Raw genomic sequence first — 26,707 nt, forward strand, 5'->3', positions numbered from 1 at the left:
TCAACTCGCAATGAGTCATGATGTTTTTTCTGGCCAATCGAGGACAAAGCGTGCACCTCCTAAAGCGGAAGTGCTAACGCTAGCGGTTCCTCCATGCCAATTTAAAATTTGCTTTACAATTGCCAGACCTAATCCTGTGCCACCCTTTTGTAGATTACGGCTTTCATCTTCGCGATAAAATGGCTCAAACACTTTATCTCTTGAAGCTAAGGGGATACCAGTGCCATCATCTTCGATGAATAGCATCCACCCAACACGCGACTTTTGGTAGCTTATTTGGATTTGATTTTGTCCGTATGCTATTGCATTCCTAATTAAATTGCAGATAGCGCGGCTCATATAAAACCGGTCAATCATGGCATTACAGTTACCCTTTTCAAGTAAAATAATTGTCATGTTTGGATTAGCTTCTTGCCAGGTGATGAGCTCTTGTTTCAACCAGTGCTTAAGTTCAACAGACTCAAATGTCAGTACGGGCATTTCTCTATCAAATCGTGCATGTGCAAGCATTTCTGAAACCAATGAATTTAACTCATTTAATGAAAACTCAATACGATCTAATTGCTTCAGTTGATAGTCATTTTTAGTGCTGTTTCTGAGTAGCTCGAGATTAAATTCAATCCGTGCAATAGGCGTACGCAGCTCATGGGAAACCGCATTAATAAGGTTTTTATGTGAAGAAATTAAACGCTGTATTTTCTCCGCCATATGATTAAATGTTTTTGATAAATGATTCAAATGACTAAAGCGGATCAGTTTGGCACGAGTGTCGAATTTACCTTGGCCGAGTAATATCGCAACTTTATCAAGACTGAGCATAGAGCGCCACGCAGGTATTAGCCACACAACAATAGGCACCAGCAGCGATAAGCTAAATATCAAATAAAAGATACTTAACATGTACTGTACTTTACTTTTTAGTTCGGGACTGAATGGTCCTAATACAATGACCTTGTCACTGTTAGCAATACGCTGAATAACAATATCCGCTGGATAGCCAATGAAATCAGAGTCGGCAGTGGATATAGCAATAATACGTCCTTCATTTAAGTCACTCATTTGTGCTTTGCTATAATTTAATTCACTCATGGTTTGCAGTGAAACGGGATGTTCAAAATTATCGCTAATAGAACCCATAAGTGATGGCCAGTTCTTTTCTGGCTGTCCTGCTAACCTTTTATGAATAAGATAGAATGAGCCCATACTCCAACGCTGTGCATCATTAATTAAATATTTAGGTACAGTATTCGGATTGATCACGACTAACATCTGTTCACTGTCTATTTTTCGGTATACCAGATCAGTTAAAGGATCCCCCAACACTTTATCTTGCTCAAGCCATTGTTGTTGTTCGATGGAAAAGTCATTTTTTTTGAATTCTTGTAAAGAAAGTTCAACGCCAAAATTAGCCTGTATGGTTTGTAAGTAGAGCGCTCTTTCTTGTTTGGGTAACGGCTGTAATTGCTGTGCAAGTATGTTGGTAAAACCTGAAGTTAAAAACTCTAAAGCCCATTTTTCTGTTGGATGTCTGATATGACTTTCAAACAGCGGAATGATGAAAAGTTGAATGCCCACCACTGAAAAAATAACAATCATGGCTAAAGATAATAATGATTTTTTCATGAGTAACCTGTGATCGAAAATAGATATCTATAACTGATTGTTTTGTATAGGTAATCTGATAAGGAAGGAGCGTTGCAGATATTTTCTGAATCGATTCATCTTCCTGATTGATATGCGCTTCATTTAACACGCAATAATGTGCGCGCCATCCTTTTAACGCTGCATAAATACATTGTTACCTTGGCTTTACTTTAGCTAAGATAGCTTGGGGCTTTAAGCCTGTCTACTAATTTGACCTTGTTAAATCATATTTATTAGTAGGTTACAAATGTTGTATTTTTTTCTATTGAAAAATGTAGTTTATATTTTACTTTCAATTATTCTTTTTAATATTGATGGAAAGTTCGGCGAAGGCCCAATATATACGGAAAATATCTATAATCTACTGATGATTAAACGGGTTAACTAAACTGGTTTATATTGTTCGCAGACCTAAGTAATGCAGGACGTCTTTATTATATGGAGTAATTAAAAGCCATCTTCTTCAGTAGATGGCTTGATTTCTATTTATTATCTAGTTGATTAATAAGCTGTGTAAAGTTTGGAAAAGGTTATCACCAAACGCATAATTATCACCAAAGCTTAATTGCAGGTAAGAGGGTGTATTTGCATAATTGAATTTTTCGTTTAATTCAACTTCAATAAATACTCCATCAGTATATAAATAATAACTTGGAAGCACATTTAGTTGTTTGTTTTCTGGTAATTGTTGTTTTACTTCAATTAAAGGCAACATGTTTGGGCTGGTCAATAATTTCCATCCATAAGTTTCCCCAGAATCAACAAATGTATAGGTGTCTTCTTGATCATTAATCAATACATCACCAGGTAATATATAAGAGTAGAAAGTATCAATAACGCCTAGCGTATTAAAGGTGGCGGGATTAAAAGTATCCGCATATTCATATACCTGGTAGGAATCTGCTTCTCTACACATCACATCATCCGCCTGTGAAAAGTATAGGCGGTAAATTGTGCTAGGCCATTCAATATCGGCTAACTTTAAAAATGAAGGCGACGCAGACAAAAATGATTGCCAAACTTCGGAAGCCGTTTGATATTTTTCTATGGTAATTGTGATTGGTACATTGGTTCCCTCATAGACTAAGTGCAGGGTATTACCTTGGATATCAGGTGCAATCGGAAGTGTCGGATTGCTGTTTGGCTTAACCCAAATTGACTCTTGGCTGTTCCAACATTCTTGCTGTCTTTCGTTTTCATTAGGAGAGTCTTCTTGAATAAACCCAAAAAACTGGCCAGCATCCATAATCCCTACCAGTGTTGATTTTGGTTGGCTTTTAGACATAGAAAAAATATGAAAGTCACCTATAGAATTCAAAGTAAAGACATTGGTCATGTCTTTTAGGTTTTCCATAACAGCTTCCCATTCCTCAAATGAAACTATTTGGCTGTCTATGGGTTGCTGAATTAATCCAAGCAGAATCAGCTCATCATTAATGATGAAACGAGCATCAAGTGGGTTAGCTTGCACAAACTGTTGCGGAGTTAAATTTAAAGTATCAATAAGTATTTCAAATTGATCATAGATATTCGCAAGTAGTAGTTCAATAACCAGAATTGAATCTACTTGGCCGGCAATAACTTGTTGTAAATATGCATGTAATAACTCAACAGTTATTACGCGTTCTGAAATAGATTGCGCGACACTTAATTGATATAAAGAATTAAGCTGCTGTCCGTAAAGAAATGCTAGATAACCATCAAGCTCAGCAGATTGAGTTTGAATATCTGCAGCAGATAATCCCTGCAACTTCATTGTTGCAAGCCGACTGGCCTTTATGTGAGTTAACCCATTAATTGCACCATTATGTTCTGGTAAAGCAATTAACATACCTTGGCCATTTTCATCGACGACAGAAGACGGTGCTTGAATAGGTTGCGGATTTTTAAAATTAGCGCTTAGCACTTTTGCAGGCGTTATTGATGCCGCAGTTAACGCGGTCCAATTTGCCAGTAGGTAATACTCAGGTATTTCAACTTCACTTTTCCAATCTATCTGGTAGTTACCATTAACATCAGTAACAGAGGTGGGTTCGTCATTATCACACACATAGTTTTGGTTTAAATCGATGCAGATACTTGCGCCGGATAAAGCACCTTGATAAACCGCTAAACCTGTAACTTGATGATTATACTCTGTTGGTTGTACAGGTGGTTTTAGGTCTGGAACTTCTTGTACTGGCGTGTCCGATGAACCACCGCAACCAGAAAGTAATGCTAAATAAACAAATGAAAAAAAATATCCTTTTTTCACAGAAAATCCTTTTAAACGTTAATTAAAAACGATGCCATAATAACGATTAAATCAGGATTGTAAAATTTAAATCCCTTTAGTTATCATAAAGTATGTAGTTATATTTTTTATAATTACTAGTGATAATGTTGATTGTTAAGGAAATGTGAAATGATGCTGACCGTTTTTCACTTTAATATTTTTGGAGAATGGAATGCTTAATTGCAAACAAAAAGGTCAAGGTATGACTGAATATATTATTGTGACACGAATTGCAGCTAAAGAAGGTGGTTTAGATAAATATAATGCGACAGCAGGATCATCAATTAAGAAATAATTGAAAAAACAGTATCACATTATAGTGCGGGTCTCCCGCACTGATTTTTTATTTAAATGAAGAGATTTTTATGTCAACCAGGTCGCTTTTTAAACTAAAACTCACTTTAGTGATGGCCTCACTATTGTGTTGTGCTCAAAGTTACGCCACAGAAAAAAAACAAATGCCGTGGGACTTTGACAGTAATATTTATAGGGAGCAACTAAGTGAAAGTATACAAAGTGGTATTAACAATCAAGACCTGATAAATAAAGATAAGCAGTGGGATGAATGCTCAATGATGGCGACTTCGACTGACCGAATGACTCTAGGAGTGCAATCTAACAAAGAAGATCATGATTTTGCGCGTGAGATAATCCTTGATCTTTATCCCGTGGATAATGATAGTTTTCGTGATGTGATTAATCAGAAAATAATGGGGCTGGCCTTTGAAATGGCAGATTTAGCTGACGGTGATAAAACCAGTGACGAGTCACCTGTAACCCAATCCGCTTGGGATTGGTGTATTGCCCAAGACCATCAACATTTTGCTGATTTATAACAAGTATCCTAATTGTTAGATCAGATATAATTATTGTAGCGACGATGCTACTGAAAAGCTAAGCGAGTCATCGACATGGAATGTCAAAAAAATAAAGAAGAACATGGCCACCCAAAATTACTGTGCTTACTAATAACATGGCCATATATGGACGCTCCCGGTGAGTCAAGATAATACTCTGCTAACCCAAAGTTTTTTGGCCTTAGTTTTCTATTTTATTGCTTCACACTTGTCATTGCTTTTAATGCGACTCATTTACCGCTAGAAGCGGTTGTACTGCCATATATACGGGCTTTACAGTCAAGCTGCGCCCCTAATGAAATCCGTACCACTGCGCCTTTAATTGTAAAACACCCATGCGGATTAGGTTTATCCTATCCTTGGCCTATTCGGGCTAGCACTGGTTGGACTGAGCCATTTCTTCATCGTTAACAACAACCTTGGTGAGTATGTAATGTGCTATCTTGCGGCTCTTATCACCCACTCGGGTTATTTACCCTTGGCCAGACCGAGCTCTGCAAGATAGCGACAACAGTATTAACAGGTACCATGGTTTACTCCTTGGTGCGCAGCGTATTGCGGAGCATAAGGCACTTGTTTTTGTAATAAAATCCATATCAGTCTGGCGAGCCTATGGGCAGTGGCAACCACCGTACTGCAGATGCTTTTTCGGCTTCTTAACTGCGTTATCCAACGGTTTAAATCATCCTGCTTTTTACTCGCATGGCTGACGACTGTTCTGGCGCCATGAATAAGCTGTTTACGTAAATAGCCATCGCCTCGCTTGGTAATACTACCATTGACACTTCTATGGCCAGAGGCAAATTGCTTGGGGGTTAACCCCAGCCACACACCCAGTTCTTTAGCGGTATTAAACGCCTGACCTCGGCCAATCGATGCGGCAAATGCTGACGCGATGATGGGGCCGACACCTGGAATGCTCAATAATATTTTGCCATTAGGGTCACGCTCGACAAGCTTTTTAATCAAGGTATTAATTCTGTCTAAACGAGTATTAACACTTTGATATTCATCCCAGAAATCATTAGCCATCAGTTTAATGATAGGACGTTGTGATGCATCGTTAATGATGTCCCACATAGCCACTTCAAACGCCTTATAGCCTTGGGCAAAGCAAATCCCAAAATCAACTAATACACCTCGAATTTGGTTAGTGCAGGCGGTTTTCTCCTTCACTAATCGTTCTCTGACACGGTGTAACATCAATATTTCTTGCTGCGCTTCGGTTTTCACTGGCACGAAACGAATGTTAGGCCTAAAACTGGCTTCATAAATAGCTAAGGTGTCATTGTTATCATTTTTACTACCTCGTACGAACGGGGTGACATGTTGGGCAGGAATGAGCTTAACGGTATGTCCCATATCGAGAAACTTACGCCCCCAGTAATGGGATGAATAACAGGCCTCGAAGACCACATCGCAATTGGGCTGTTGCAACATAAATTCTGTCAGTTGAGTGCGATTTAATCGTTTATTGAAGACTTGTTTTGCATGGCAATCCATTCCAAGGACTTGAAATACATTCTTTGCCAAATCAATCGCAATAGTGGTAACTTTCATAGTGGACGCTCCTTAAGTAACTGTGTGGTTCAACATCAGTTTGGCGCATTGACGCCGTATTAGGGAGCGTCCATCTAATCACCCAAGATTATTGGCTAAACATTACACCATAATAACATGGCCACCCAAAATTATTGCTTGATATTACGTTTGGGGATAACGGTAATTTTAACGACGATATCTTTAAATTAGTCGTCGATGATAAAGTTATTACAGACGGTTCAAGTCCTCAAAGAAAAGTCGGCCCAATATCTGTGCCTCTCGCAGCAGGTACTCATACGGTCAAATTAGTTGGTATACGTGCTGAAGATGAAATTGGAACCTATTATATCGAATTTGCTGGGAATGTAGTGTCAGTAAATGGCGATGCATTAGAAGGTAGAGATTTACTCAAAGACAGTGTGAAGACCTTTACCGTTGAATACAAGAAATAACATGGCCACCCAAGATTATTGCTTCTTGCGCCATTAGCGCTTCCAGTGGTTGGTGAAGCGATTATTCCAAAATAACATGGCCACCCAAGATTATTGCTTGATATTACGTTTGGGGATAACGGTAATTTTAACGACGATATCTTTAAATTAGTCGTCGATGATAAAGTTATTACAGACGGTTCAAGTCCTCAAAGAAAAGTCGGCCCAATATCTGTGCCTCTCGCAGCAGGTACTCATACGGTCAAATTAGTTGGTATACGTGCTGAAGATGAAATTAGAACCTATTATATCGAATTTGCTGGGAATGTAGTGTCAGTAAATGGCGATGCATTAGAAGGTAGAGATTTACTCAAAGACAGTGTGAAGACCTTTACCGTTGTAATTGGTAACACCACTCAAAAAATCTTTCAAAACAGTGAACCACTGCTTTATTTACAACAAGAGTAGGCCCTCGTATTATTAACAAACTAACCTAGGTGCATCACCGTCGATGCCCTTGGTTTTATTATATTAAAAAGGATGTCCCATGCTCTTAAGGAATAAGATTGTTTTTCTTCTCGCCATATTACTTGGCTCCCATAATGCTTTGGCAAACAGTGATAAAAGCCTTGATAATGAATTAGGCCAACGCTGCTTAGGCACGCTTGATTTTATTAAGAGCCAAAATTTGTCAGCTTTTATGGCAGAAATGCCACCAGAGTCAACAAAAGGCCAAGAAAAACGATTAACAAAAATATTAGAACGAGCTAATAAGCGTAGGTTTGGTAAAGGTGAGCCTCACACAGTAAAGATTACAGGGGTTAGCTACGAAGATGCACCAAAAGCAAAGCAGGAAAGATTTGCTGCAATTGAGTTAGCAAAAATAAATCTCTACATTGAAAGTGACTCATTAACATCTTATGTTAGATGTAAATACATGAGAACCGCTGATGGCTGGTTTTTATCTTCACTGCCCTAATCAATAAATAATTGTTGTTAGCAATGAGTGACAGCTCCATTTACAACAAGAATAGATCCTCTTACCATAAACGAGCTTACCAAGGTGCATTATCATCAATGCCCTTGGTTTTATTATATCAAAAGGGTGCCCCATGCTCTTAAGGAATAAGATTGTTTTTCTTCAAGGGATATTACTTGACTTCAATAGTGCTTTGAAAAACAGTGATAATTAACAACAACTAAATGCGTAACCAATAAGCTAACCGTAATACAAGGACGTCGTACATGGAGTATTCGCAGCTACCCAAACAAGCGCAACGATTTATAAAGCCTGCGGGTTTGCCAGATAAGGTACGCTTGCCTACCAAATATCATTATATTTTTCGCGGCTTCGCAATATTAGGTTTATTGCCATTATCTGCTTCTGTATTAATGGCGCTAACACTGAGTGGAGCAGAACAAACTTTCTATCAGGTTGTCACGTGTTTACTGTGTCCTCCTCTATTGCTGCTTGTCTTTCTTAAGCATCATTTGATACTGGATAATCAGACCCAGCAACGCTTTGTACAATTAACCATCTTAGGCTACCACGGCAAAAAGTCACATCTGGCACCGCTGCAATCGACAGAGTTGCTATTACGCCATAATAGTCATAACAGAAGTCAGTTTGAGCTTAAATTGCATGATATTGTCTATCCCATCGGTGACTTAGCAGACACCAAGCTTTTAGCGATGTTTTTTGCAAATTTATTTAAGCTCACAGCCAAAGAGCAAATTAGCGATTTTCCTCATATACATCAACTCACTTTCGACTCGGCAACTGGCAGTGTTAGTCGTGAAAAAATACCAAATACTTCGAACAAACAAGCCCAAGTCGAAAGCAAACCTTGTGCTGAAGTAACACTGTCACAGGCACGACACTCGCTGGATAACAACCAAAAAAATCAATCAGCAGTTCCAATTAACAGTGCGCCATTTATCGAACCACTTTTGCAGCCTAAATTGGTAATACGGATTTTTTATCCTTTGCCATTTTTAATGGTATTTGGCTTTATCATGAAATATGTGGGGAGTTTATAAACATGCCTTTTAAACAACTTTCTGCAAGCAAAGCAGTCATAGCCAACACTCACACGCATATTATCACTCGACGGATTTTTGCAGGTCTATTGGCCTTTTTGGTTCTGTTTGCGACTGCAGGTTTTGAACGCTGGTCAAACGATGAAGTTTTTATTTGGTCACTTGTCGCTTTGCTCAGTTGGCACTTTCTCTTTTTCCGTAGTTATGTTGAGTTTGATCTAGATAAACAATTAATCACCAACCACGTCAGCTCTCTTTATCCTCTGAGTCAACAGCTGATCCCAATACAAAATATTAGTGCATTTCAAATCCGTCGACGCCTTGGTGATTCAAAAGGCTATGAGTTATGTATTGTATTGGATAGTCAAATTGAGCCGCTGAAGTTTGACTATGGCAACCTGTCACACATAAAGAAAACTGGCCAGCAACTCTCACAGTTTTGTATGGTTCCCTTACTATCGGACGTATCTTAATGGTATTTACAATATGAATGAACCTTGGATGATAATAACATGGCCATATATGGACGCTCCCGGTGAGTCAAGATAATACTCTGCTAACCCAAAGTTTTTTGGCCTTAGTTTTCTATTTTATTGCTTCACACTTGTCATTGCTTTTAATGCGACTCATTTACCGCTAGAAGCGGTTGTACTGCCATATATACGGGCTTTACAGTCAAGCTGCGCCCCTAATGAAATCCGTACCACTGCGCCTTTAATTGTAAAACACCCATGCGGATTAGGTTTATCCTATCCTTGGCCTATTCGGGCTAGCACTGGTTGGACTGAGCCATTTCTTCATCGTTAACAACAACCTTGGTGAGTATGTAATGTGCTATCTTGCGGCTCTTATCACCCACTCGGGTTATTTACCCTTGGCCAGACCGAGCTCTGCAAGATAGCGACAACAGTATTAACAGGTACCATGGTTTACTCCTTGGTGCGCAGCGTATTGCGGAGCATAAGGCACTTGTTTTTGTAATAAAATCCATATCAGTCTGGCGAGCCTATGGGCAGTGGCAACCACCGTACTGCAGATGCTTTTTCGGCTTCTTAACTGCGTTATCCAACGGTTTAAATCATCCTGCTTTTTACTCGCATGGCTGACGACTGTTCTGGCGCCATGAATAAGCTGTTTACGTAAATAGCCATCGCCTCGCTTGGTAATACTACCATTGACACTTCTATGGCCAGAGGCAAATTGCTTGGGGGTTAACCCCAGCCACACACCCAGTTCTTTAGCGGTATTAAACGCCTGACCTCGGCCAATCGATGCGGCAAATGCTGACGCGATGATGGGGCCGACACCTGGAATGCTCAATAATATTTTGCCATTAGGGTCACGCTCGACAAGCTTTTTAATCAAGGTATTAATTCTGTCTAAACGAGTATTAACACTTTGATATTCATCCCAGAAATCATTAGCCATCAGTTTAATGATAGGACGTTGTGATGCATCGTTAATGATGTCCCACATAGCCACTTCAAACGCCTTATAGCCTTGGGCAAAGCAAATCCCAAAATCAACTAATACACCTCGAATTTGGTTAGTGCAGGCGGTTTTCTCCTTCACTAATCGTTCTCTGACACGGTGTAACATCAATATTTCTTGCTGCGCTTCGGTTTTCACTGGCACGAAACGAATGTTAGGCCTAAAACTGGCTTCATAAATAGCTAAGGTGTCATTGTTATCATTTTTACTACCTCGTACGAACGGGGTGACATGTTGGGCAGGAATGAGCTTAACGGTATGTCCCATATCGAGAAACTTACGCCCCCAGTAATGGGATGAATAACAGGCCTCGAAGACCACATCGCAATTGGGCTGTTGCAACATAAATTCTGTCAGTTGAGTGCGATTTAATCGTTTATTGAAGACTTGTTTTGCATGGCAATCCATTCCAAGGACTTGAAATACATTCTTTGCCAAATCAATCGCAATAGTGGTAACTTTCATAGTGGACGCTCCTTAAGTAACTGTGTGGTTCAACATCAGTTTGGCGCATTGACGCCGTATTAGGGAGCGTCCATCTAATCACCCAAGATTGTTGTTCGTTTGATTGCTTAAGAACTTACTGCCCTAAAACAGCATGGCTATCCATAGTTTCTAAATAACATTTTCACCCTAAATTGTTGCCATCATAGACTAAGTTTATGTTGCTCTGGATGCTAGAATTCATATTAAATTCCTGATAGTAATGCAAAAGTAAGTGCCACTATTGTTTTTCTGACAATGCTGTGGTGTGCTCACTTACATTAGAAGTGACACTTATTACTAACACACATATTCCCGAGGTCGTTAAGTCTGAACCAGTCGATATTTATTAATAATAGAGGGGAATTTTTAGTCTATATTATAGGTGTTATTGAGTTATTCATTGCACTCAGCTTCTCTGCGGTAAACGCTATCGATATTTAAATGAAAAAGCATTATGTTGTTTTATCAAGCCATGAGTTGCTTAATCATAATGATTAATCGAAGTAAAAATGCTGTTGGTTGAAATTAAATATGGATAAATGGGGTCAGTTACTGAGGTATTGAAAATGTCTCACAATTAAGGGTTTAAAAATGGTTCTGAAGTTAACGAATGTCGTCAAACATGTTTTATTGAGCTGCACCTTAGCCGGTTTGTTTACGGTATCAGTATTTGCGCAAGAGATTAATGTTCTTGATCAAAACGGTAAAGGGCTTGAAAACATGGTGGTGTATTTATTACCCAAGCATTCTGTTAGCGCTGAAGGCGTTGATAACAACAAAAAAGCTGAAGTCCATCAAGTTGATAAACAGTTCTCACCTTATATTACCGTGGTGCAAAAAGGTAAAGATGTTGTGTTTGTGAATGAAGATGATATCACTCATCACATATATTCTGCACTTGGGCCTAAACGATTTTCATTTAAACTACGCACGGAACAACAGCAACAAATTATCAATTTTGAACAAACCGGTCATGTGTCAATGGGGTGTAATGTTCATGATTGGATGTCTGGGCACTTGTTGGTGGTAGATACTCCTTTCTATGGGATAACTGATAAGCAAGGTCGAGTGAATTTTGACCACATTGCCGATGATGAATATCAAGTTGTTGTTTGGCACCCACAACTTAACATGCCGAATAATCAAATATCTGAAACCAGGCAGTTAGTCGCCTCTCAAGCGCAAGTTGTGCCGATAAATGTTGTTGCTGATTTTGATGATATTCCAGAACAACGTAGTCTAGATGAATTTGAATTTTTAGAAGGATACTAACATTGCGTTTTTTAAACCGCCTTCAAACCCGAATTTTCGCCTTTTTTGTACTGTTACTGCTTGCAGTGCAGCTAATGTCTTTTTGGTTAACTTATCAGTCAAACCAGCAGCTTGAAGATCAACATGTATCTAATCAATTAGCTGTTGCGGGGTTAGTATTTGAATCGCAGTTTAATAACCGAAATAACTATCTAGCGGCGTTTGCAGAAACGGCCGCGAAGGATTTTGGGCTTAAAGAAATCTTTATCGATGGAGACAACCGCAGTTTTCTGGTGGCATTAAATAATCATCGTAAACGTATCGACGCCTCGTTAGCCATTGCGGTGTCTGGCGAAGGTAAAGTGATTGGTCAGTTAGTGGCTAAAAAAAATGACCTAGGTAAAGAGCAAGTTGAATTAGGGTCTGAGCAAGGTAAGGATTTTAAATATCAACTCGATTCAGAATTTCAGCAACTGAGCCCATTTTATCTACTAGATGGTAAGCTATATCAAATCAAGTTTTCTGTGCTGACTAGTGGCGGTAGTAGCGTTATTGGTTGGGTCGGTTTTGGCTTTATTATCGATGATGTATTGGCGAATTCATTACGCCAACTTACCGGATTAGACAGCGGCTTTATGCTGAACGCTGACAGTAAAATGAAAGACATTGGTCATTCAGGTTCGGCATTAACATTGACAGAACAATCGGTATTAGCGCAATTTATTGAAAAAGATCAACGTAACAGTGATTACATATTGTGGCAGCAGTCTTTAGGCGATGTGCAAGGTGCTTCATTGCACGCTTATATGTATAAATCGCGTTCCGATCTACTCGCGGCTTTGCAATCGCAATGGTTACAACAAATTGGCTTATTGCTACTTATGGTGCCATTTTCACTTTTATTGGCATTTGTTATTTCGGGCAGTATTACTCGCCCCATTAAGCAGCTGATTGAACAAGCCAAGTTTATTGCGAAAGGGAATTATGACTCACAGGTGACGGTAGATTCCAGTGTAGAACTGACTCAACTTGCTAGTGAGTTTACCGTGATGCAGCAAGCAATTTTAAAGCGTGAAGGGGAAATTGCCCATCAAGCGTTTCATGATCCACTGACTAATTTACCCAATTTAAATGAACTAAAACGGGTCAGTGCCTCCTGGTTTATGAGCCACTCTACCATGGCAATTTGCTTAATTAATATTAGGCGTTTAACTGATGTGAATGTCACGTTAGGCCATGCAGTGGGTGACGATGTTATTAAAGAAGTGGCTAGGCGATTGTGTGTAATGAGTCCAAAAGCACTAGTGTGCAGACTATCAGGCGATGAGTTTGTATTGGCTTTTGAGTCATGTGAGCAACATTCATTTGAGATGTTTTTAAATCAACTTCAACAACAAATTGGTCAACCGTATCAATTCCAAGATGTGATATTGAGCCTACAATTTACTGCGGGGGTGAGCTTTTATAAGCAAGATGCCAGCTTAGTCACATTATTACGTCATGCCGATACTGCACTGCAATATGCGAAAAAGAACAAGCTTGATTATCAAATTTATGATGCCAATATTGATAAGAACACCCTCGAACGATTTCAGCTTATTAATGAGTTAAAGTTAGCCATTGAGCAAAATGAACTGGTGCTTTTTTATCAACCAAAGTTACATTTAGCCAGTCAAAAAGTGACTCATGTAGAAGCGCTTGTGCGTTGGATGCATCCCCAAAAAGGACTTATCCCACCGGATACGTTTATTCCTATTGCTGAAAAAACCATGCAAATGAATTCACTCACTCGCTGGGTGATAAATGAAGCGATTGCGCAATATTTGCGTTGGCAGCAAATGGACATTGAAATATGTATAGCAGTGAATATTTCAGCTGAAAATTTAAAAGACGAGCAGTTTTGTCATTGGGTGATTAATGTATTGGCAAAAAATAATGTGCCCGTATCAGCTATGACGCTAGAAATAACCGAAGATGCGGTAGTGTCAGACCCTGAGCAAGCGGTGAAACAGTTGAATATGCTGCGTGAAAATGGCTTAAAGTTATCTATTGATGATTATGGCACCGGTTACTCGTCTTTAGCGCAATTAAAGCAGTTGCCTGTGGATGAGCTTAAAATAGATAAATCATTTGTGTTAAAACTCATGCAAGATGAATCAGATCAAATTATTGTGCGCTCGACACTGCAATTGGCACATAGTTTAGGTTTAACTGTCGTTGCCGAAGGAATAGAAGACAAACTGACACTCGATTGGCTGACTGAGCTGAAATGTGAAATGGGCCAAGGTTTTTATCTTTCACGCCCATTACCTGCAGAAAAATTTAATCAATGGCTTATGGCGTCACCGTATCAAAAGGAAACATCCGATCATTAACAGATTCTTAGCCACCATCATGCTTTGCCTTTTATTACCCATAGTCGGCAAGGCAAACGAGATAGAACATGACATATCTGGCATTGTTGATGTGCGCTTAAGCTATGGCGACACAATCCAGTCCTATGTTGATGGTGGCCTGGGTAAGTTTCGGTTTAGCCCTAATGAAACCCTATCGTTAGGCCAGCTAGGCGGTAGCCTTAACAGCCAGTGGAGTGAAAGTTGGTCGAGTCATATTGTTGTAAATGCATATGCAGACGGGCTGGAAAATAATATTGGCTTTACCGAGGCTAGATTGCAGTATCGTGATATTCCGAATGAAGATGGGATTAGATTGAGCGCCGCATTTGGCTTAATGTATCCACAAATTTCAATGGAAAATATTGCCACAACATGGTCATCGCCTTATACCTTAAGTTATTCGACCATGAACAGTTGGATAGGCGAAGAAGTCAGGCATTTAGGTGCAAGCTTTACCGTTGAAACATTAGGGAAGTATCGACAATCAAAGCATGATTTTTCACTGACCAGTGAGTTAATTAGTTCAAATGACACAACAGGTGCCATGCTTGCGTGGCATGGTTGGACTCAAAGCTCTAGGCAATCACTTCATCAGCAACGTTTACCTATTACCGCTATTCCTGCTATGGCCGAAGGGGGCAAACTCGCGGCACAAGCACCAGAATCTAATCCCTTTATCGAACTGGATAACCAAGTCGGCGGCCATGTAGTCGCTAAATGGACATGGCTTGAACAGGGTCAAGCTCAGGTGGGGTATTACGATAATAATGCCAATACCCTTATTGTCAAAAAAGGTCAGTATGTTTGGCATACTCGTTTTAGTCACATAGGTACTAAATGGCGTTTACCCTATAATATTGATTTTATAAGTCAATTTATGACAGGTAGCACCTTGATGACATCAACACTTGGTGAGCCAGTTGTCGATAATGATTTTGCATCATTTTATAGTTTATTCAGTAAAAAGTGGCAAAGGCACCGATTAACTGCACGGTTTGAAGACTTCAGTGTTACCGACAAAGATAGCACCCCTTATGATGATAATAACGAACAAGGGCATAGCATTACGCTAGGGTATCAATATCAAATCGAGCGGCCCTGGTTTTTGCATCTTGAGTATAATTATCTGGATACAACCCGATCAGCACGTGTTTATTTAGGTGAGTCAGTAGACTTGCAGGAACAACAGGTTCAGCTGGCAACGCGGTATTTTTTTTGAGGTATTTAAAAATATACTTGATTGAGTTTTTATTAATTATTTAATTGATAGTAAAGGTTTTCATATCGCATACTCGAGATACATAATTTTATACGTAGTAACTGACACAGTTGCTATCAGAATTTAGGAATTAAAGGATTAAAGGATTAATATAAATGGAATTGACAAGAAACACTCTCATGGTGGCAGTACTTGCCACAATCAGTTTTGCATCATCGGCAGGAAACCAAGCGGCTATTAAATCGTTTGATGCTAAAACGTTACCGATAACAGAACGCAGCCAAGTAATAACCAATAAACAGTTAGCACTAATGGAAGAGTTTAATGAACTGGCGCAAGCGCGCACGAGTGCTGTAGGTGTGTTTAAAAGCGGTAAAGTACAGCAGTTGCAACAGCTCGGTGAACAGACTCTGGTTGAGGCCAATAAGTTTGTTGAAGAGTATCAGGTTTTTTTAAGCCAACTGCCAGAAACATCTACCTGTTACACGCCTGAAAATGTTACCGAATACCAACGTATGATTGCTGAGCTCACCGAGGCGAATTTAGCATTAAGTCAAACCGCTTTATCGGTAGGTGATGATGAGGTGGGCGCGACTATGGCGCTTCTAAACATGCAAATGCATGCAGGAAGGGTTAGTGCATTAGTACAAATGTTTCAGTTAGTAAAAGTGTGCTACATGACAGATGCTATGGGGCTAACTAAAGCAGATGTAGAACGCCAAAGGGCTGAGCAAAATAATTAGTCTATTTCAATATCAAGTCATTAAACGATGATAAAAGCCCAATAAATAAACATATATTTATGTCTATTTATTGGGACTGCTTAAGTCGGTTTAGTTTATAGATGTTAGATTTAGATGTTAGCTGTAAGAGTGTGAATTCAGCTTGTTATCCCGCACTGAGGTTATTTGACATCTGAACGTAACACTAGCTCTACTCGACGATTTTTATGTCTTCCGGCTTCATTTAGGTTATTTGCAACTGGGGCATATTCTCCAATACCTTTGGCTTCTAGCTGTGATACAGGGATAGAAAATTGTTGCTGCAAAATGCTTTTAACCGCCGCGGCGCGTTTTTCTGATAAAGTGTAATTGTATGCTTGGCTGCCTTGGTCATCTGTATGACCAATAACATAGAACTGTTGTTTTGGATGACTTTGTAGATATTGGGCAACCACTTTAATCACATCTATGGTTTCAGCTTCTAGTTCATCACTATCAAATTTGAAGATAAGTCCTTCTAGCGCCACATGACCGGTTTCTGCAAGCTTATTGGTTAACCCTTCCAAATCAATTGCGACCCTTTTGTCGTTAAGGTCGGTTTGTTCAATAATGCGGATTTCAGCTGATAAACCGTTGTTATATCCAATCACAAACGTCATGACCTGAACATTACCCTGTGGTCTTTGCAATTGATATAAACGGTAGCGCTGGCTTTCATCCATGCCATTTGATTTTAATAATTTCATATGGTGATAAAGCTGGCTTGTTTTACCACAAGCTTTAGCTAAGCAGCTATATTGTTCTATAAAGCCGAGTTGCTTTAATGCATTTTGATAGTTTGCATCAACCTCGAATTCAGAATAACCACGTGGCAGGGTGTAACCAATATCGGTGATTCTACCTTGGTAGGTTTTAACTTGATGTTGTTTGTCCAGAATGCCTGTTACCAAAGATGTTTCACCAAATTCCACCTGTTGATATTCATCAATATATGCCCCAGGAATACGGGTTAACATAGGATGGTCTTTAGTATTTTTTTGGTCTTTATGGCTTAAGTCGGCAAACTTTTTCTGAATAATATCCGTGCCTAGGTAAGCTTGATTAATGTTAAGTAGGTCTAAAGGCTCTTCAATCACTTCAATAATGTCTAATTGAACGTGAGCCGCGCGCTTCCAGTTCATGGCATACACAGAAACATAAAGCTGTTTTTGAGCCAATTGGATCTTAGCGGTTATCAATGACGGTTCATCTTTTGGAGTGGTATCTAACGGCGAAATGAATCGTGCTAAATCATCCTGATCAAAACAGCTAGGTGTATGACATTCAAAAATAACTTGCCCATTGAGTGCGTTAATTTGTTGTTTATAGTTATTAATGAGGTTTTCTGGTGACAATGAAACGGGTAATTGATAATTAATTCTGCTCAGTTGCCCCTTTACCACTTTGCTATCAATTTTAGCCTTGCTAATTTGGGTGATAATGTCATAGGCGATGAAGTTTCTGGTTTCCGTTTTAGTTTTGATCACTTCTTTAGGGGGACTAAACAAGGTGTCATTTTGTGTCGCTGCCGCGATTGATGGTGAAATAGCGATTAATGCAAATATGAATAGTAACTTTATAGACATTTTGTCCCCTGTAGACGATTAAGGTGAGAGATAGTTGTCGGGTTAGATAAAAATATGTGGTTCAAGTTTTTATATCTTTATCCAGCCAATGCAAATAATTGACCACGACTTTTAATTTTGGTTTTTTTATATATATTCTGCACATGCATTTTGACCGTGTTTATCGAAATGCCTAGCCTGTGAGCGATTTCTTCATTTGAATGTCCATCCCAAATAAACCCTAGTATTTGTTGCTCTTTTTTAGTTGTAAGCGCCAAAATTTTGGTGCGATTGGTGAACGAAGGTAAGCGCTTTTTTTGTAATACATAACGTGAAATAGCTTTATGGCTAAAACTTATCTCTTTCGCTTGTACTTGTTTAATAGAATTTATTTTATCTACAACAGAATCATCAGCTTGCATGTTGCAATGAAATCCCGATGAGATAAAGGTGACTTCCAGTTCTGTCGTTAATTTAGGGCAGATTGCGATATGTAGGTGTGTATTGAGTAAGTCGCTGTCTATGTGTTGAAGTGATATTAGTGGGGACTCGAAATAATGCACGATTATATGCATATCTTTAGGGTTAGGCTCAAGGGTGTTTAATGTATTTTTAACATCATCTGAGTGAGACTGAATTAAATTTAATGCCAGTAAATTTGAAATATGAAAAAATTGATTGGTTTGCTGTAGCGGTAAATCAATTGTAATAATATTCTGTAAAGACATTGAACAATCCTTGTAAAAATATAATTTGCAGTCATTGCAAAAGAAATCCTTCATTAGGTTAACATATTTTTAAGCCAGTTAAATAGTGTTTTAACCCCCAATGTTATTGAGTTTTCGCTTTGAATAATCATGCCGATGTAAATAAAAATGACAGGGCCATCTTATGAGTACTTAACCTTAAAGCCAGCCTTTAAAAATTCCCCAAGCATAGGTGTATTATCATGGCTTATTTTTGTTTTCCAATAATGCTTGCCCTGGCGGGCTCGGCTGGTATTTAGTTGGTCAGGAAGTGAATTATAAGGTGAAGTAAGGCTATGGCGTTGGGCGTATAAAATAACCCCATTTTTTGAGGTTTATTGTTATGAATTGGGGTCAGTTTTTGCTAATCATTGAACAGCGCATTGTTGTATATATGGCGCTTTAATGTTGCAGGGTGGTTGTGTTTTTGTTGTGACCTTGGTTTGAATGAGTGAATTGGTTAAATATCCGCTCAAAAGTAGTCGAATTAAGCAACATGATATATTATCGCAAACCTGTATCGGTGTTATATACATACCTTCCTTTATCGACATATATTTTTCATATGTTCGTCGTATAAAATCACCACTATAATATGATTTTATTAAACAATTATCATCCAAAAACCATTTAAGGATAAGAGTGGAACGATGAAAGAATGGTACTTCTCAAATAATGGCGAACTTAACGGACCATTAGGCTTAGCTGAATCAATCAAGTATGTAAAAACCAATCCAAACACTTATGCATGGCATCCTTCCTATGCTTATTGGATGCCAGTGAGCGATATTGCCGATTTTGAAATGACAATAACACCGCCACCATCTCCGATTGAAATTCCGCTTGAGCTTATTGAGAGTTTTTTAGTAAAAGAGAAAGAACTTAATACAGCTTTGAGTCGGATAGAAACTACTTTGCAAGTTATTGGTGTTTCAATGAGTGATTTAGATCGCGACACGATTAGCTGTAAGAATAAGACCCAAAACTTAAATGAGCAGGTTAAGGCGACTATTAGAGCGGTTAATGAGCAGTATGAAGCCTTGCAGAAAGCCCTGGCTGGTGTCTCTAGTTCACATACTTAATAACTAATAAAAGAATAATAAATATGAATACGTGGTTTTTTTCAAAAAAAGGCGATGTTACAGGCCCTTTAACAACGACTGAAGCAATAGCATTTGTTAAAAATGATGCAAACTGTTACGGATGGAACCCACATTTTACTCAGTGGAAGCCAGTTGGTATGATTGCTGAGTTTGACGAATATGTCTCAGCTATTACACCTCCAGCACAAGTACCTCAGTCACTAGTTGATGATTTTATTACTAAAAAGAACAAACTCGAGTTAGACATTGTATCGATGGACGACAATATCAAGTTTACTAAAACTTATTTGTACGAACTTGAGCAAGAAATCAATATTTACAAACGCTTAACCAATAACTTAAGCGACGATATGAAGGGGAATATTACTCCTTATGCGCAAAACTATAATAATTTTAATCGGATATTTGATGAATTAGTGGCAGCTTTAGCTATTGCAAAAAGTGAAATTAATGAAGTTGTTTTAGAATTTGATCAACGTGTGGCACAAAGAAAAGCTGAAACGTTGGCAAGTCTTTCAATATCCGACAAAATCGTTGCAGATTCTCAAAGTGATGTTGTTGATGTGATTACACAACCACTTAATGCGACAACAAGTTTAGATCCGGTTGCTCAATCGCCTAAGAAATCTGGCGTAACTAATATGCTTAAATCAGTGTTCAAAGGTGATTCAAAAAAATTGAATACCTTAGCTGAAATCAGCATCAAAACAACTGATACTCCACTCGTAAAAAGCGCTATCACCGACGATAATTCTGAAGCTAAAGATGAAGTCGTCAACGAAGAAAAGCAAGCTGCTCCTCATTATTGGAACATGCTAAACGCGCCCCGCACAATCTATTAACTTGAGCAATGCTGCCGTTATTATGAGTGTTAAGATTGCCGTAAAATAAATTATCGGCAATCTTAATCTTGCTCAACTCATATTAACTTTTACAAAAATAATTGTAGCATTGAGTTACTGACACGGTTTGATACCATAACTTAGTCATTAACATAGCTCATTTGTTAATAACTAAGCTTTTAATTATTAAAGAATAAAATAAATATAATGATCAATTATATTGATGAGCTATTTTTTATGGTTTGATTCTTTAGTTAATTTGCCTTGGCTTTGTTCCACATTTGCTTATAGGTATTACGTGTTCTTGAGCTCAGTGGACGCCATAAATACTGCTCTGAAAAAAATGTTTCATCACCTACTCTGGCATCCTTAACCAACTGAGGGTCAAGTAACTTGGCCGTTTCACCGTTAACTATGATAGAACCGTACATTTCTAGTATGCGCTTTTGCACTGGCTCGCTGATCATAAAATCTAATAATAGATAGGCGGCATCTAGTTTTTCGCCATTGAGGTGTTTACCTATTGCTAAGGTATCTAACCACACAGTTTGGCCTTCTTTTGGGGTAGCCAATTTCCAATTCTGTCCGCTTTGATTGGCTGCAGCAACGCCAAACCAATAGGTTGTAACCAGCTCTAGATCTTTCATGCGTTCTACATCAGCCATCCCGCCCCAAAATGAGTCTGCATTTTGTACTAGGCTATCTAATTTTGCTTGTACTTTAGATTTGTCTAATGTTGCGGCATCTATGTCATAAAAAGATTCAGGTGGATAACCTAATACCAATAGAGTGGTATAAATATTGGCTTCAAATTGATCACCTGTGATGGCGAATTTACCTTTGTTTTCTGGTTGCCATAGGACTTCCCAGGATTTAGGTTCATCCCGCTTAGCCGCATTGTAAGCCAGGCCATAGGAGCCTCCTAACAAAGGTACTGAATATTTTTCGCCTTTAAATTCATCGTATTGGCTGGTCCTTAATGAACCAAGTACTTTAGAATAGTTGGTCAGTCTACTGAAATCTATCGGCTGAAGAACTTGAAGTAATCTGTCTTGATTCATCTTGTAGTAATTGTGTGTAGGGGTAGTAACATCCGCAGCACTGGCTCGCATCTTGTTGAAAATAAGCTCAGGGTCTGTGATGTAGGGGTCCATAATATTTAACTCCACCTCCATTCCTTTTGTTTTGGCATAGGCCTTAAAATCCTCTTTAAACGGACTTATGTAGCCCTCCCATTCGAGTACGTTAAGAGTTACAGCTAGGATATTTGTCGACATCAACAGACCTACTATCAACAGGATGTGTACTTTTAAGTATTTACCTACTTGCATAATGTGTGTCCTTATCTAGCTTCGTGTTTTGAGAGTAGCGAATGTTAGTAAGTATGAGTACGTCTAAAGACGTACATCATGTGCTTTAAGGATCGCTCATAAAAGGGACTTTAGCCAGTTTGGGATTGGTTTTATATTCCATATATAGCCGTAATCGTTGCTAAGTGATTGTAGTGATAACGAGAAATTATTTTAGCCTTGTGGCATTTGTGTACGGTACTTGTATGAGGTGGATATTAGTAGGGTTATTGCGGGTTAGCTTGCAGATAATAATAGTTTCATTTCTGGCTTAAATGCGTCTTACTTTTTACTGCAATCGAGTTTTATTTAGAACAACAAATCTAATTGGTCAGATTTGTTGTCACTGTGTTGGCGTAAATTTATTTCAGCGAGCTCATTTGGTTTAACGGCTTCTTTTAATGTGTTGTAAAGTGCGACCGCGAGCTCAGGTGCTTGAAGATTATCAGGAGTATGAATAAATATATAAGGCTGCTTTCCTTCTCTTATCCATTGCGCAAGCTTAATTCGCCAGCGTTGAAAAAAGGCCTGGTTTATTTGTGAGTCACATTGGCCAATAAAGCGCACCACAGGTTGATGAGCGGTTGCAATAGGATGAACAGGGACTTGAGGCTTTTTACGTTGTGCATCAATTAGCGCTGGATTATCTGCTTTTGCGGCAAATAGCGGCCGACTATCCATAATAATACGATTGCATTGATGCGCTATTAATAGTCGGTTTAACGCTCTTTCATGCTCGCCTTTGTTGAAAAATGCCCAGTGACGAACTTCTACGCCGTAGGTAAAATCCTTAGGTAATTGTTGTAAAAATCTCTCAAGAGCTGGCAACGAGCTAGGACCAAACTTTGCTGGAAGCTGAATTTTCCACATAGCGGTTTTGTCAGTTAACGGCTCCATCACATTAAAAAAGTGGATTAACTCTGCTTGAGCATGTTGTAACTGTAAGTCATGGGTGATTGTTTTTGGCAGTTTAAAAGTAAACCTAAAATCCTCTGGTACAGCATCTCGCCAGTTCATTACTGTCGGGGATGTCGGTAATGCATAAAATGTGGTATTGCCTTCAACGGTATTAAATATTTGTGCATATCTTTCTAACCGTGCCGATACTGGCGAATCGCCATACACGCTTTGCTTCCACTGTGTTTGAGACCACATGGCTAAGCCCAATCTTAGTAAAGGTTCGGTATTCATTTGTAGCCACCTTCAATTCAAGATAATAAATTTATACCCAGCAGGCTTGGTGCCGCTAGCTGCATTAAATTTACGTTTTATCAGCGCAAGATTTAAAGTGCAAAATTGAGCATACCGTTCACAGTTGAGCTCAAGTATTTGAATTTATCAATTTTCACGGTAATTTATAAATCTCTTAATTGTAAGTTGAGCAGAGTGACTTATTAACCCGCCTTAGTAAAATGGGCATTTATGACCTTTTTTCACCACAAACCAATAAAAAGACACTTCTTATCATTTATCCATCTATCTCAACACTATCGCTATCTGATAAAATGCCTCGGCGATTTCATGTTATATTATCGAGCGGAACATTGCTGACATGTTGGCAGTGTTTTGGTACTCACCGGAGTGATTGTGTCAGATCCAAACCTAGATATGAAGTTTGATAATTATCGGCCTCAATCTTCTCAACAAAAGCAAAAAGCCAACTCTAGCCGCAGAGGTAAACTGTTGTTTATCTTGCTTTTCATCATTTTATTAGTGGCTGTTGGTGTTTTTGTTGCGTTTGAAGTTAAAACCTCCCATTACCAATCTAAATTAGTTCATCATTACGGCACACAGCTGACTTATCAAGTTGTTCCTTTTGCTACCGACAAAGTTATTTATCCAAAGTATGGCCCGTTTGATATCCGTCATGGCTATACTAAGTTACCCCAATATATTGATAAGCTAGTTAAAAATGGCTTCACTATTGAGCAGCAAGCTAGCTTTTCGCCAATGTTAATGGATTATACCGAATATGGTTTTTTTCCGCCGTACCATGAAAAAGCACAATCTGGTTTAATTATTCAAGATTGTCGTAATCAAGCTGTATTCGATGCTCTATACCCTAGTCGTGCGTATCAAGACACCGACATGATCCCCAGTGAAGTGGTTAATACATTACTTTTCATTGAAAACCGTGAGCTTTGGAACCCTGAGCCTAACCACAACCCTGTGATTGATTGGCCTCGATTTGTGGTTGCTGGTATTACCCAAATTGCCGAAAAAGCTGGCTTGAATATGTCAAATGCTGGTGGCAGTACTTTAGCGACCCAAATTGAAAAGTTTCGCCACTCTGAATTCGGTTTAACCTCTAGTATTGAAGATAAGTTACTGCAAATTGGTTCGGCGATGATCCGCGTTTATCAGCAAGGTGAAAATACCCTTGCGGCCAGGCAGCGTATTGTTCAAGATTACTTAAATACTGTGCCCCTGTCATCTGCGCCAGGCTTTGGTGAGGTTCACGGTATTGGCGATGGTTTGTGGGCCTGGTTTAAAACCGATTTTAATCGAGCCAACCGATTATTGCTGTCAGGACATGATCCCGCTACTGCTGCTGAGCGTGGGCAAGTGTTTCGACAAATTGTCGCCTTAATGATTGCACAGCGTCGTCCATCATATTACTTACTAAAAGGTCATGACGACTTAGAAGTGCTGGTAGACAGTCATTTGCGCTTGCTGGTTAGCTATGCATTGATTGACCCTAAGCTTATGAACTCGGCCATGCAACAACAGCTGCAGTTTGACCGACGCAGAGGCCATCCAGATAATCCTAACAACAAGGGCGTTAATGCGGTTCGTATTAGAACCGCGAGCATGTTGTCGAGCAGTTTATTTGACTTAGACCGCTTAGACTTAACGGTTAACAGTACCTTCCATGGTGATTTACAACAGCAAGTGGGTGACTACTTACGTAGCCTTGGTCAGCAAGAATACGCCCAAAAGGTGGGGTTGTTAGGTGAGCGATTACTGACCCCTGAACAGCTCCCTAATGTACTTTATAGTTTTACCCTATTTGAAAAGCATCAAGGTGCTAATCGAGTCCGGGTACAAACAGACAGTACCGATCAACCTTTTGATATTAACGAGGGCAGTAAACTCGAGTTAGGTTCTACTGCTAAATTAAGAGTATTGGCGACATATCTGGAAATTATTGCAGAATTACAGCATCGCTTTGAAGATAAAACCGTCACCGATTTATATCGAATAGATGTTGAACCCAAAGATAAAATCACCCGTTGGGTGGTCGATTATTTAATTGAAACCCGTGACCGTAATTTAACGCGTATGTTAAATGCGGCGCTTGAAAGACGCTATTCGGCATCGGCATATGAACGCTTTTTTACCGGCGGGGGTTTGCATGTTTTCAGTAACTTCCAAAAAAAGGAAGACAGCAGAAATCCAACTTTATATGAAGCCTTGCAAGATTCAGTTAACCTGCCGTTTGTGCGTTTGATGCAGGATATTGTTAACTATAGTAGTAGCTATAATAGTGAAGGTAGCATGGCGCAATTACTGCGCAATGATAAAGACCCTCGCCGTGAGGAATACTTAAAAGCGTTTGCGAAACGAGAAGGCAGCACCTTTGTACGACGCTTCTATCGCAAGTATCAGTCATTATCACCAGAACAAAGATTAGCGACATTTTTCAATGGTGTACAAGCCAGTGAACATCGACTTAGTGCGACGTACCGCTTCCTACAACCTTACAAAAGTGATCAGGATTTAAAGCTATTTTTAGCTGAAAAAATGCCTGATAAAGTCTTTAGTGATAAACAAATTAGCAGCCTATATAACAAGTATGGCTCAGATAAGTTTAATCTTGCCGATCAAGGCTATATTGCGCGGGTTCATCCACTAGAGCTGTGGGTGCTGAGTTATTTGAATGATTACCCTAGTGCCGGTATGACACAAGTGTTAGAAGACAGCCAAGCCACTTTGATTGAGGTCTATCGATGGTTATTCCGTACCCGCCATCAAAATGCTCGCGACAGTCGCATTAAAGTGATGTTGGAAGTTGAAGCTTTTTTAAGTATTCATCAACGCTGGCAGAGAATGGGATATCCATTTGATTTTATCGTGCCATCACTTGGCTCGGCCCTTGGCAGTTCTGGCGATCGTCCAGCAGCCTTAGCTGAACTAATGGGTATTATTCAAAATGACGGTGTGCGAGCACCCACAATACGGATAGAAGAATTACAATTTGCTTCAGATACGCCCTATGAGGTTAAATTAGCCAATAGTACCCAGCAACCTGTTCGAGTATTCAAGCCTGAGGTAGCAACCGCGTTGAAAAATGCGCTTGCCAATGTGGTAGAAAAGGGCACAGCAAGGCGATTAAACGGCAGCATTATCAATGTTGATGGTACTTTGGTTCGCCTAGGTGGCAAAACGGGCACAGGGGATAACCGCATCGCGACTGAAATTCGTAACGGACGTAAGGTGTCTTCAACTGCTATGAACCGAACTGCTACCTTTGTATTTTACCTGGGTGATAATTATTTCGGCACCTTAACCGCATTTGTGCCTGGGGCTAAAGCAGATGATTTTAGTTTTACCTCAGCACTGCCGTTACAAGTATTGAAGGGTATGCTGCCAATACTGACGCCGCAATTGTTTAATCAGCAACCTTTATGTTTAGCTGAGTCGGCTGACGTTGAGTAGGGGAATCATTGACAGACTCGATATAACTTAAGTTTGTATTATCCCTTTAC

22 protein-coding genes are annotated in these 26,707 nt (G+C 39.3%); 14 read left to right on the forward strand and 8 right to left on the reverse strand.

The genetic code is table 11. From position 1 onward, the window contains the following. Positions 1-15 precede the first annotated feature (15 nt). Both ACRWQL_RS13340 and ACRWQL_RS13345 read right to left on the reverse strand, forming a co-directional pair. Positions 16-1,623 carry an ATP-binding protein gene (locus ACRWQL_RS13340; protein WP_434927142.1) on the reverse strand — a complete coding sequence of 536 codons (1,608 nt, stop codon included), beginning with the start codon at positions 1,621-1,623 and terminating at the stop codon, positions 16-18. A gap of 514 nt (positions 1,624-2,137) precedes the next feature. Continuing rightward, positions 2,138-3,898, reverse strand: a complete 1,761-nt coding sequence (locus tag ACRWQL_RS13345; RefSeq protein ID WP_434950454.1) for a hypothetical protein — start codon at positions 3,896-3,898, stop codon at positions 2,138-2,140. Between the two features lie 193 nt (positions 3,899-4,091). Between ACRWQL_RS13345 and ACRWQL_RS13350 the strand changes: the two genes are divergently transcribed. Together ACRWQL_RS13350 and ACRWQL_RS13355 are read left to right on the forward strand one after the other, a co-directional pair. Continuing rightward, positions 4,092-4,214 carry a hypothetical protein gene (locus ACRWQL_RS13350; RefSeq protein ID WP_434950456.1) on the forward strand — a complete coding sequence of 41 codons (123 nt, stop codon included), beginning with the start codon at positions 4,092-4,094 and terminating at the stop codon, positions 4,212-4,214. 70 nt (positions 4,215-4,284) lie between these two features. Then, entirely contained in the window at positions 4,285-4,755 is a 471-nt protein-coding gene (locus ACRWQL_RS13355) for a hypothetical protein (RefSeq protein WP_434950458.1), read from the forward strand. Positions 4,756-5,292: 537 nt separating this feature from the next. Here the strand turns inward: ACRWQL_RS13355 and ACRWQL_RS13360 are convergent. After that, positions 5,293-6,336, reverse strand: a complete 1,044-nt coding sequence (locus tag ACRWQL_RS13360; RefSeq protein ID WP_434950460.1) for an IS110 family transposase — start codon at positions 6,334-6,336, stop codon at positions 5,293-5,295. Between the two features lie 134 nt (positions 6,337-6,470). On the opposite strand from ACRWQL_RS13360, the gene ACRWQL_RS13365 reads away from it, so the two are divergent. The 5 genes from ACRWQL_RS13365 to ACRWQL_RS13385 all read left to right on the forward strand — a co-directional run bounded on the left by ACRWQL_RS13365 (position 6,471) and on the right by ACRWQL_RS13385 (position 9,262). Then, positions 6,471-6,770, forward strand: coding sequence for a hypothetical protein (locus ACRWQL_RS13365; protein WP_434950461.1), 300 nt, complete (start codon positions 6,471-6,473; stop codon positions 6,768-6,770). Between the two features lie 93 nt (positions 6,771-6,863). Beyond that, on the forward strand, positions 6,864-7,217 hold the full coding sequence (locus ACRWQL_RS13370; RefSeq protein ID WP_434927139.1) for a hypothetical protein: 354 nt from the start codon (positions 6,864-6,866) through the stop codon (positions 7,215-7,217). Positions 7,218-7,296: 79 nt separating this feature from the next. Continuing rightward, on the forward strand, positions 7,297-7,728 hold the full coding sequence (locus ACRWQL_RS13375; RefSeq protein ID WP_432309461.1) for a hypothetical protein: 432 nt from the start codon (positions 7,297-7,299) through the stop codon (positions 7,726-7,728). 266 nt (positions 7,729-7,994) lie between these two features. After that, the gene (locus ACRWQL_RS13380) at positions 7,995-8,789 is read left to right on the forward strand and encodes a hypothetical protein (protein WP_226413351.1); all 795 of its coding nucleotides are present in this window, start codon (positions 7,995-7,997) and stop codon (positions 8,787-8,789) included. A gap of 2 nt (positions 8,790-8,791) precedes the next feature. Continuing rightward, entirely contained in the window at positions 8,792-9,262 is a 471-nt protein-coding gene (locus tag ACRWQL_RS13385) for a hypothetical protein (RefSeq protein WP_059746163.1), read from the forward strand. Between the two features lie 439 nt (positions 9,263-9,701). Here the strand turns inward: ACRWQL_RS13385 and ACRWQL_RS13390 are convergent, their stop codons facing one another. Next, entirely contained in the window at positions 9,702-10,745 is a 1,044-nt protein-coding gene (locus ACRWQL_RS13390) for an IS110 family transposase (RefSeq protein WP_434950460.1), read from the reverse strand. A gap of 612 nt (positions 10,746-11,357) precedes the next feature. On the opposite strand from ACRWQL_RS13390, the gene ACRWQL_RS13395 reads away from it, so the two are divergent. From ACRWQL_RS13395 to ACRWQL_RS13410, 4 genes are all read left to right on the forward strand, one after another. Next, positions 11,358-12,038 (forward strand): hypothetical protein, encoded by a 681-nt coding sequence (locus ACRWQL_RS13395; protein WP_434950463.1) that lies wholly within the window; start codon positions 11,358-11,360, stop codon positions 12,036-12,038. A gap of 2 nt (positions 12,039-12,040) precedes the next feature. Beyond that, complete coding sequence (locus ACRWQL_RS13400) at positions 12,041-14,392, forward strand: EAL domain-containing protein (protein WP_434950465.1); 2,352 nt, start codon at positions 12,041-12,043, stop codon at positions 14,390-14,392. A 19-nt stretch (positions 14,393-14,411) separates the two neighbouring features. After that, the gene (locus tag ACRWQL_RS13405) at positions 14,412-15,632 is read left to right on the forward strand and encodes a hypothetical protein (protein ID WP_434950467.1); all 1,221 of its coding nucleotides are present in this window, start codon (positions 14,412-14,414) and stop codon (positions 15,630-15,632) included. A gap of 155 nt (positions 15,633-15,787) precedes the next feature. Then, complete coding sequence (locus ACRWQL_RS13410; RefSeq protein ID WP_434950468.1) at positions 15,788-16,375, forward strand: hypothetical protein; 588 nt, start codon at positions 15,788-15,790, stop codon at positions 16,373-16,375. A 161-nt stretch (positions 16,376-16,536) separates the two neighbouring features. Here ACRWQL_RS13410 and ACRWQL_RS13415 read toward each other — a convergent pair whose 3' ends face one another. After that, entirely contained in the window at positions 16,537-17,979 is a 1,443-nt protein-coding gene (locus ACRWQL_RS13415; RefSeq protein WP_434950470.1) for a DUF4892 domain-containing protein, read from the reverse strand. Positions 17,980-18,056: 77 nt separating this feature from the next. Further along, on the reverse strand, positions 18,057-18,686 hold the full coding sequence (locus ACRWQL_RS13420) for a helix-turn-helix domain-containing protein (protein ID WP_434927134.1): 630 nt from the start codon (positions 18,684-18,686) through the stop codon (positions 18,057-18,059). Positions 18,687-19,354: 668 nt separating this feature from the next. Here ACRWQL_RS13420 and ACRWQL_RS13425 point away from each other — a divergent pair. Continuing rightward, on the forward strand, positions 19,355-19,786 hold the full coding sequence (locus ACRWQL_RS13425; RefSeq protein WP_434927133.1) for a DUF4339 domain-containing protein: 432 nt from the start codon (positions 19,355-19,357) through the stop codon (positions 19,784-19,786). A gap of 23 nt (positions 19,787-19,809) precedes the next feature. Continuing rightward, a complete protein-coding gene (locus tag ACRWQL_RS13430) occupies positions 19,810-20,649 on the forward strand; it encodes a DUF4339 domain-containing protein (RefSeq protein ID WP_434950471.1) in 840 nt (279 codons plus the stop codon). Between the two features lie 254 nt (positions 20,650-20,903). Here the strand turns inward: ACRWQL_RS13430 and ACRWQL_RS13435 are convergent, their stop codons facing one another. Both ACRWQL_RS13435 and ACRWQL_RS13440 read right to left on the reverse strand, forming a co-directional pair. Next, positions 20,904-21,926, reverse strand: a complete 1,023-nt coding sequence (locus ACRWQL_RS13435; RefSeq protein ID WP_434950473.1) for an ABC transporter substrate-binding protein — start codon at positions 21,924-21,926, stop codon at positions 20,904-20,906. A 381-nt stretch (positions 21,927-22,307) separates the two neighbouring features. Beyond that, positions 22,308-23,189, reverse strand: coding sequence for a DUF72 domain-containing protein (locus tag ACRWQL_RS13440; RefSeq protein ID WP_434950475.1), 882 nt, complete (start codon positions 23,187-23,189; stop codon positions 22,308-22,310). A gap of 396 nt (positions 23,190-23,585) precedes the next feature. Between ACRWQL_RS13440 and ACRWQL_RS13445 the strand changes: the two genes are divergently transcribed. Further along, positions 23,586-26,657, forward strand: a complete 3,072-nt coding sequence (locus tag ACRWQL_RS13445; protein WP_434950476.1) for a transglycosylase domain-containing protein — start codon at positions 23,586-23,588, stop codon at positions 26,655-26,657. Positions 26,658-26,707 lie beyond the last annotated feature (50 nt).

Source organism: Shewanella sp. HL-SH4 (assembly GCF_051164845.1).
GTDB classification, from domain to species: Bacteria; Pseudomonadota; Gammaproteobacteria; order Enterobacterales; family Shewanellaceae; genus Shewanella; species Shewanella glacialimarina.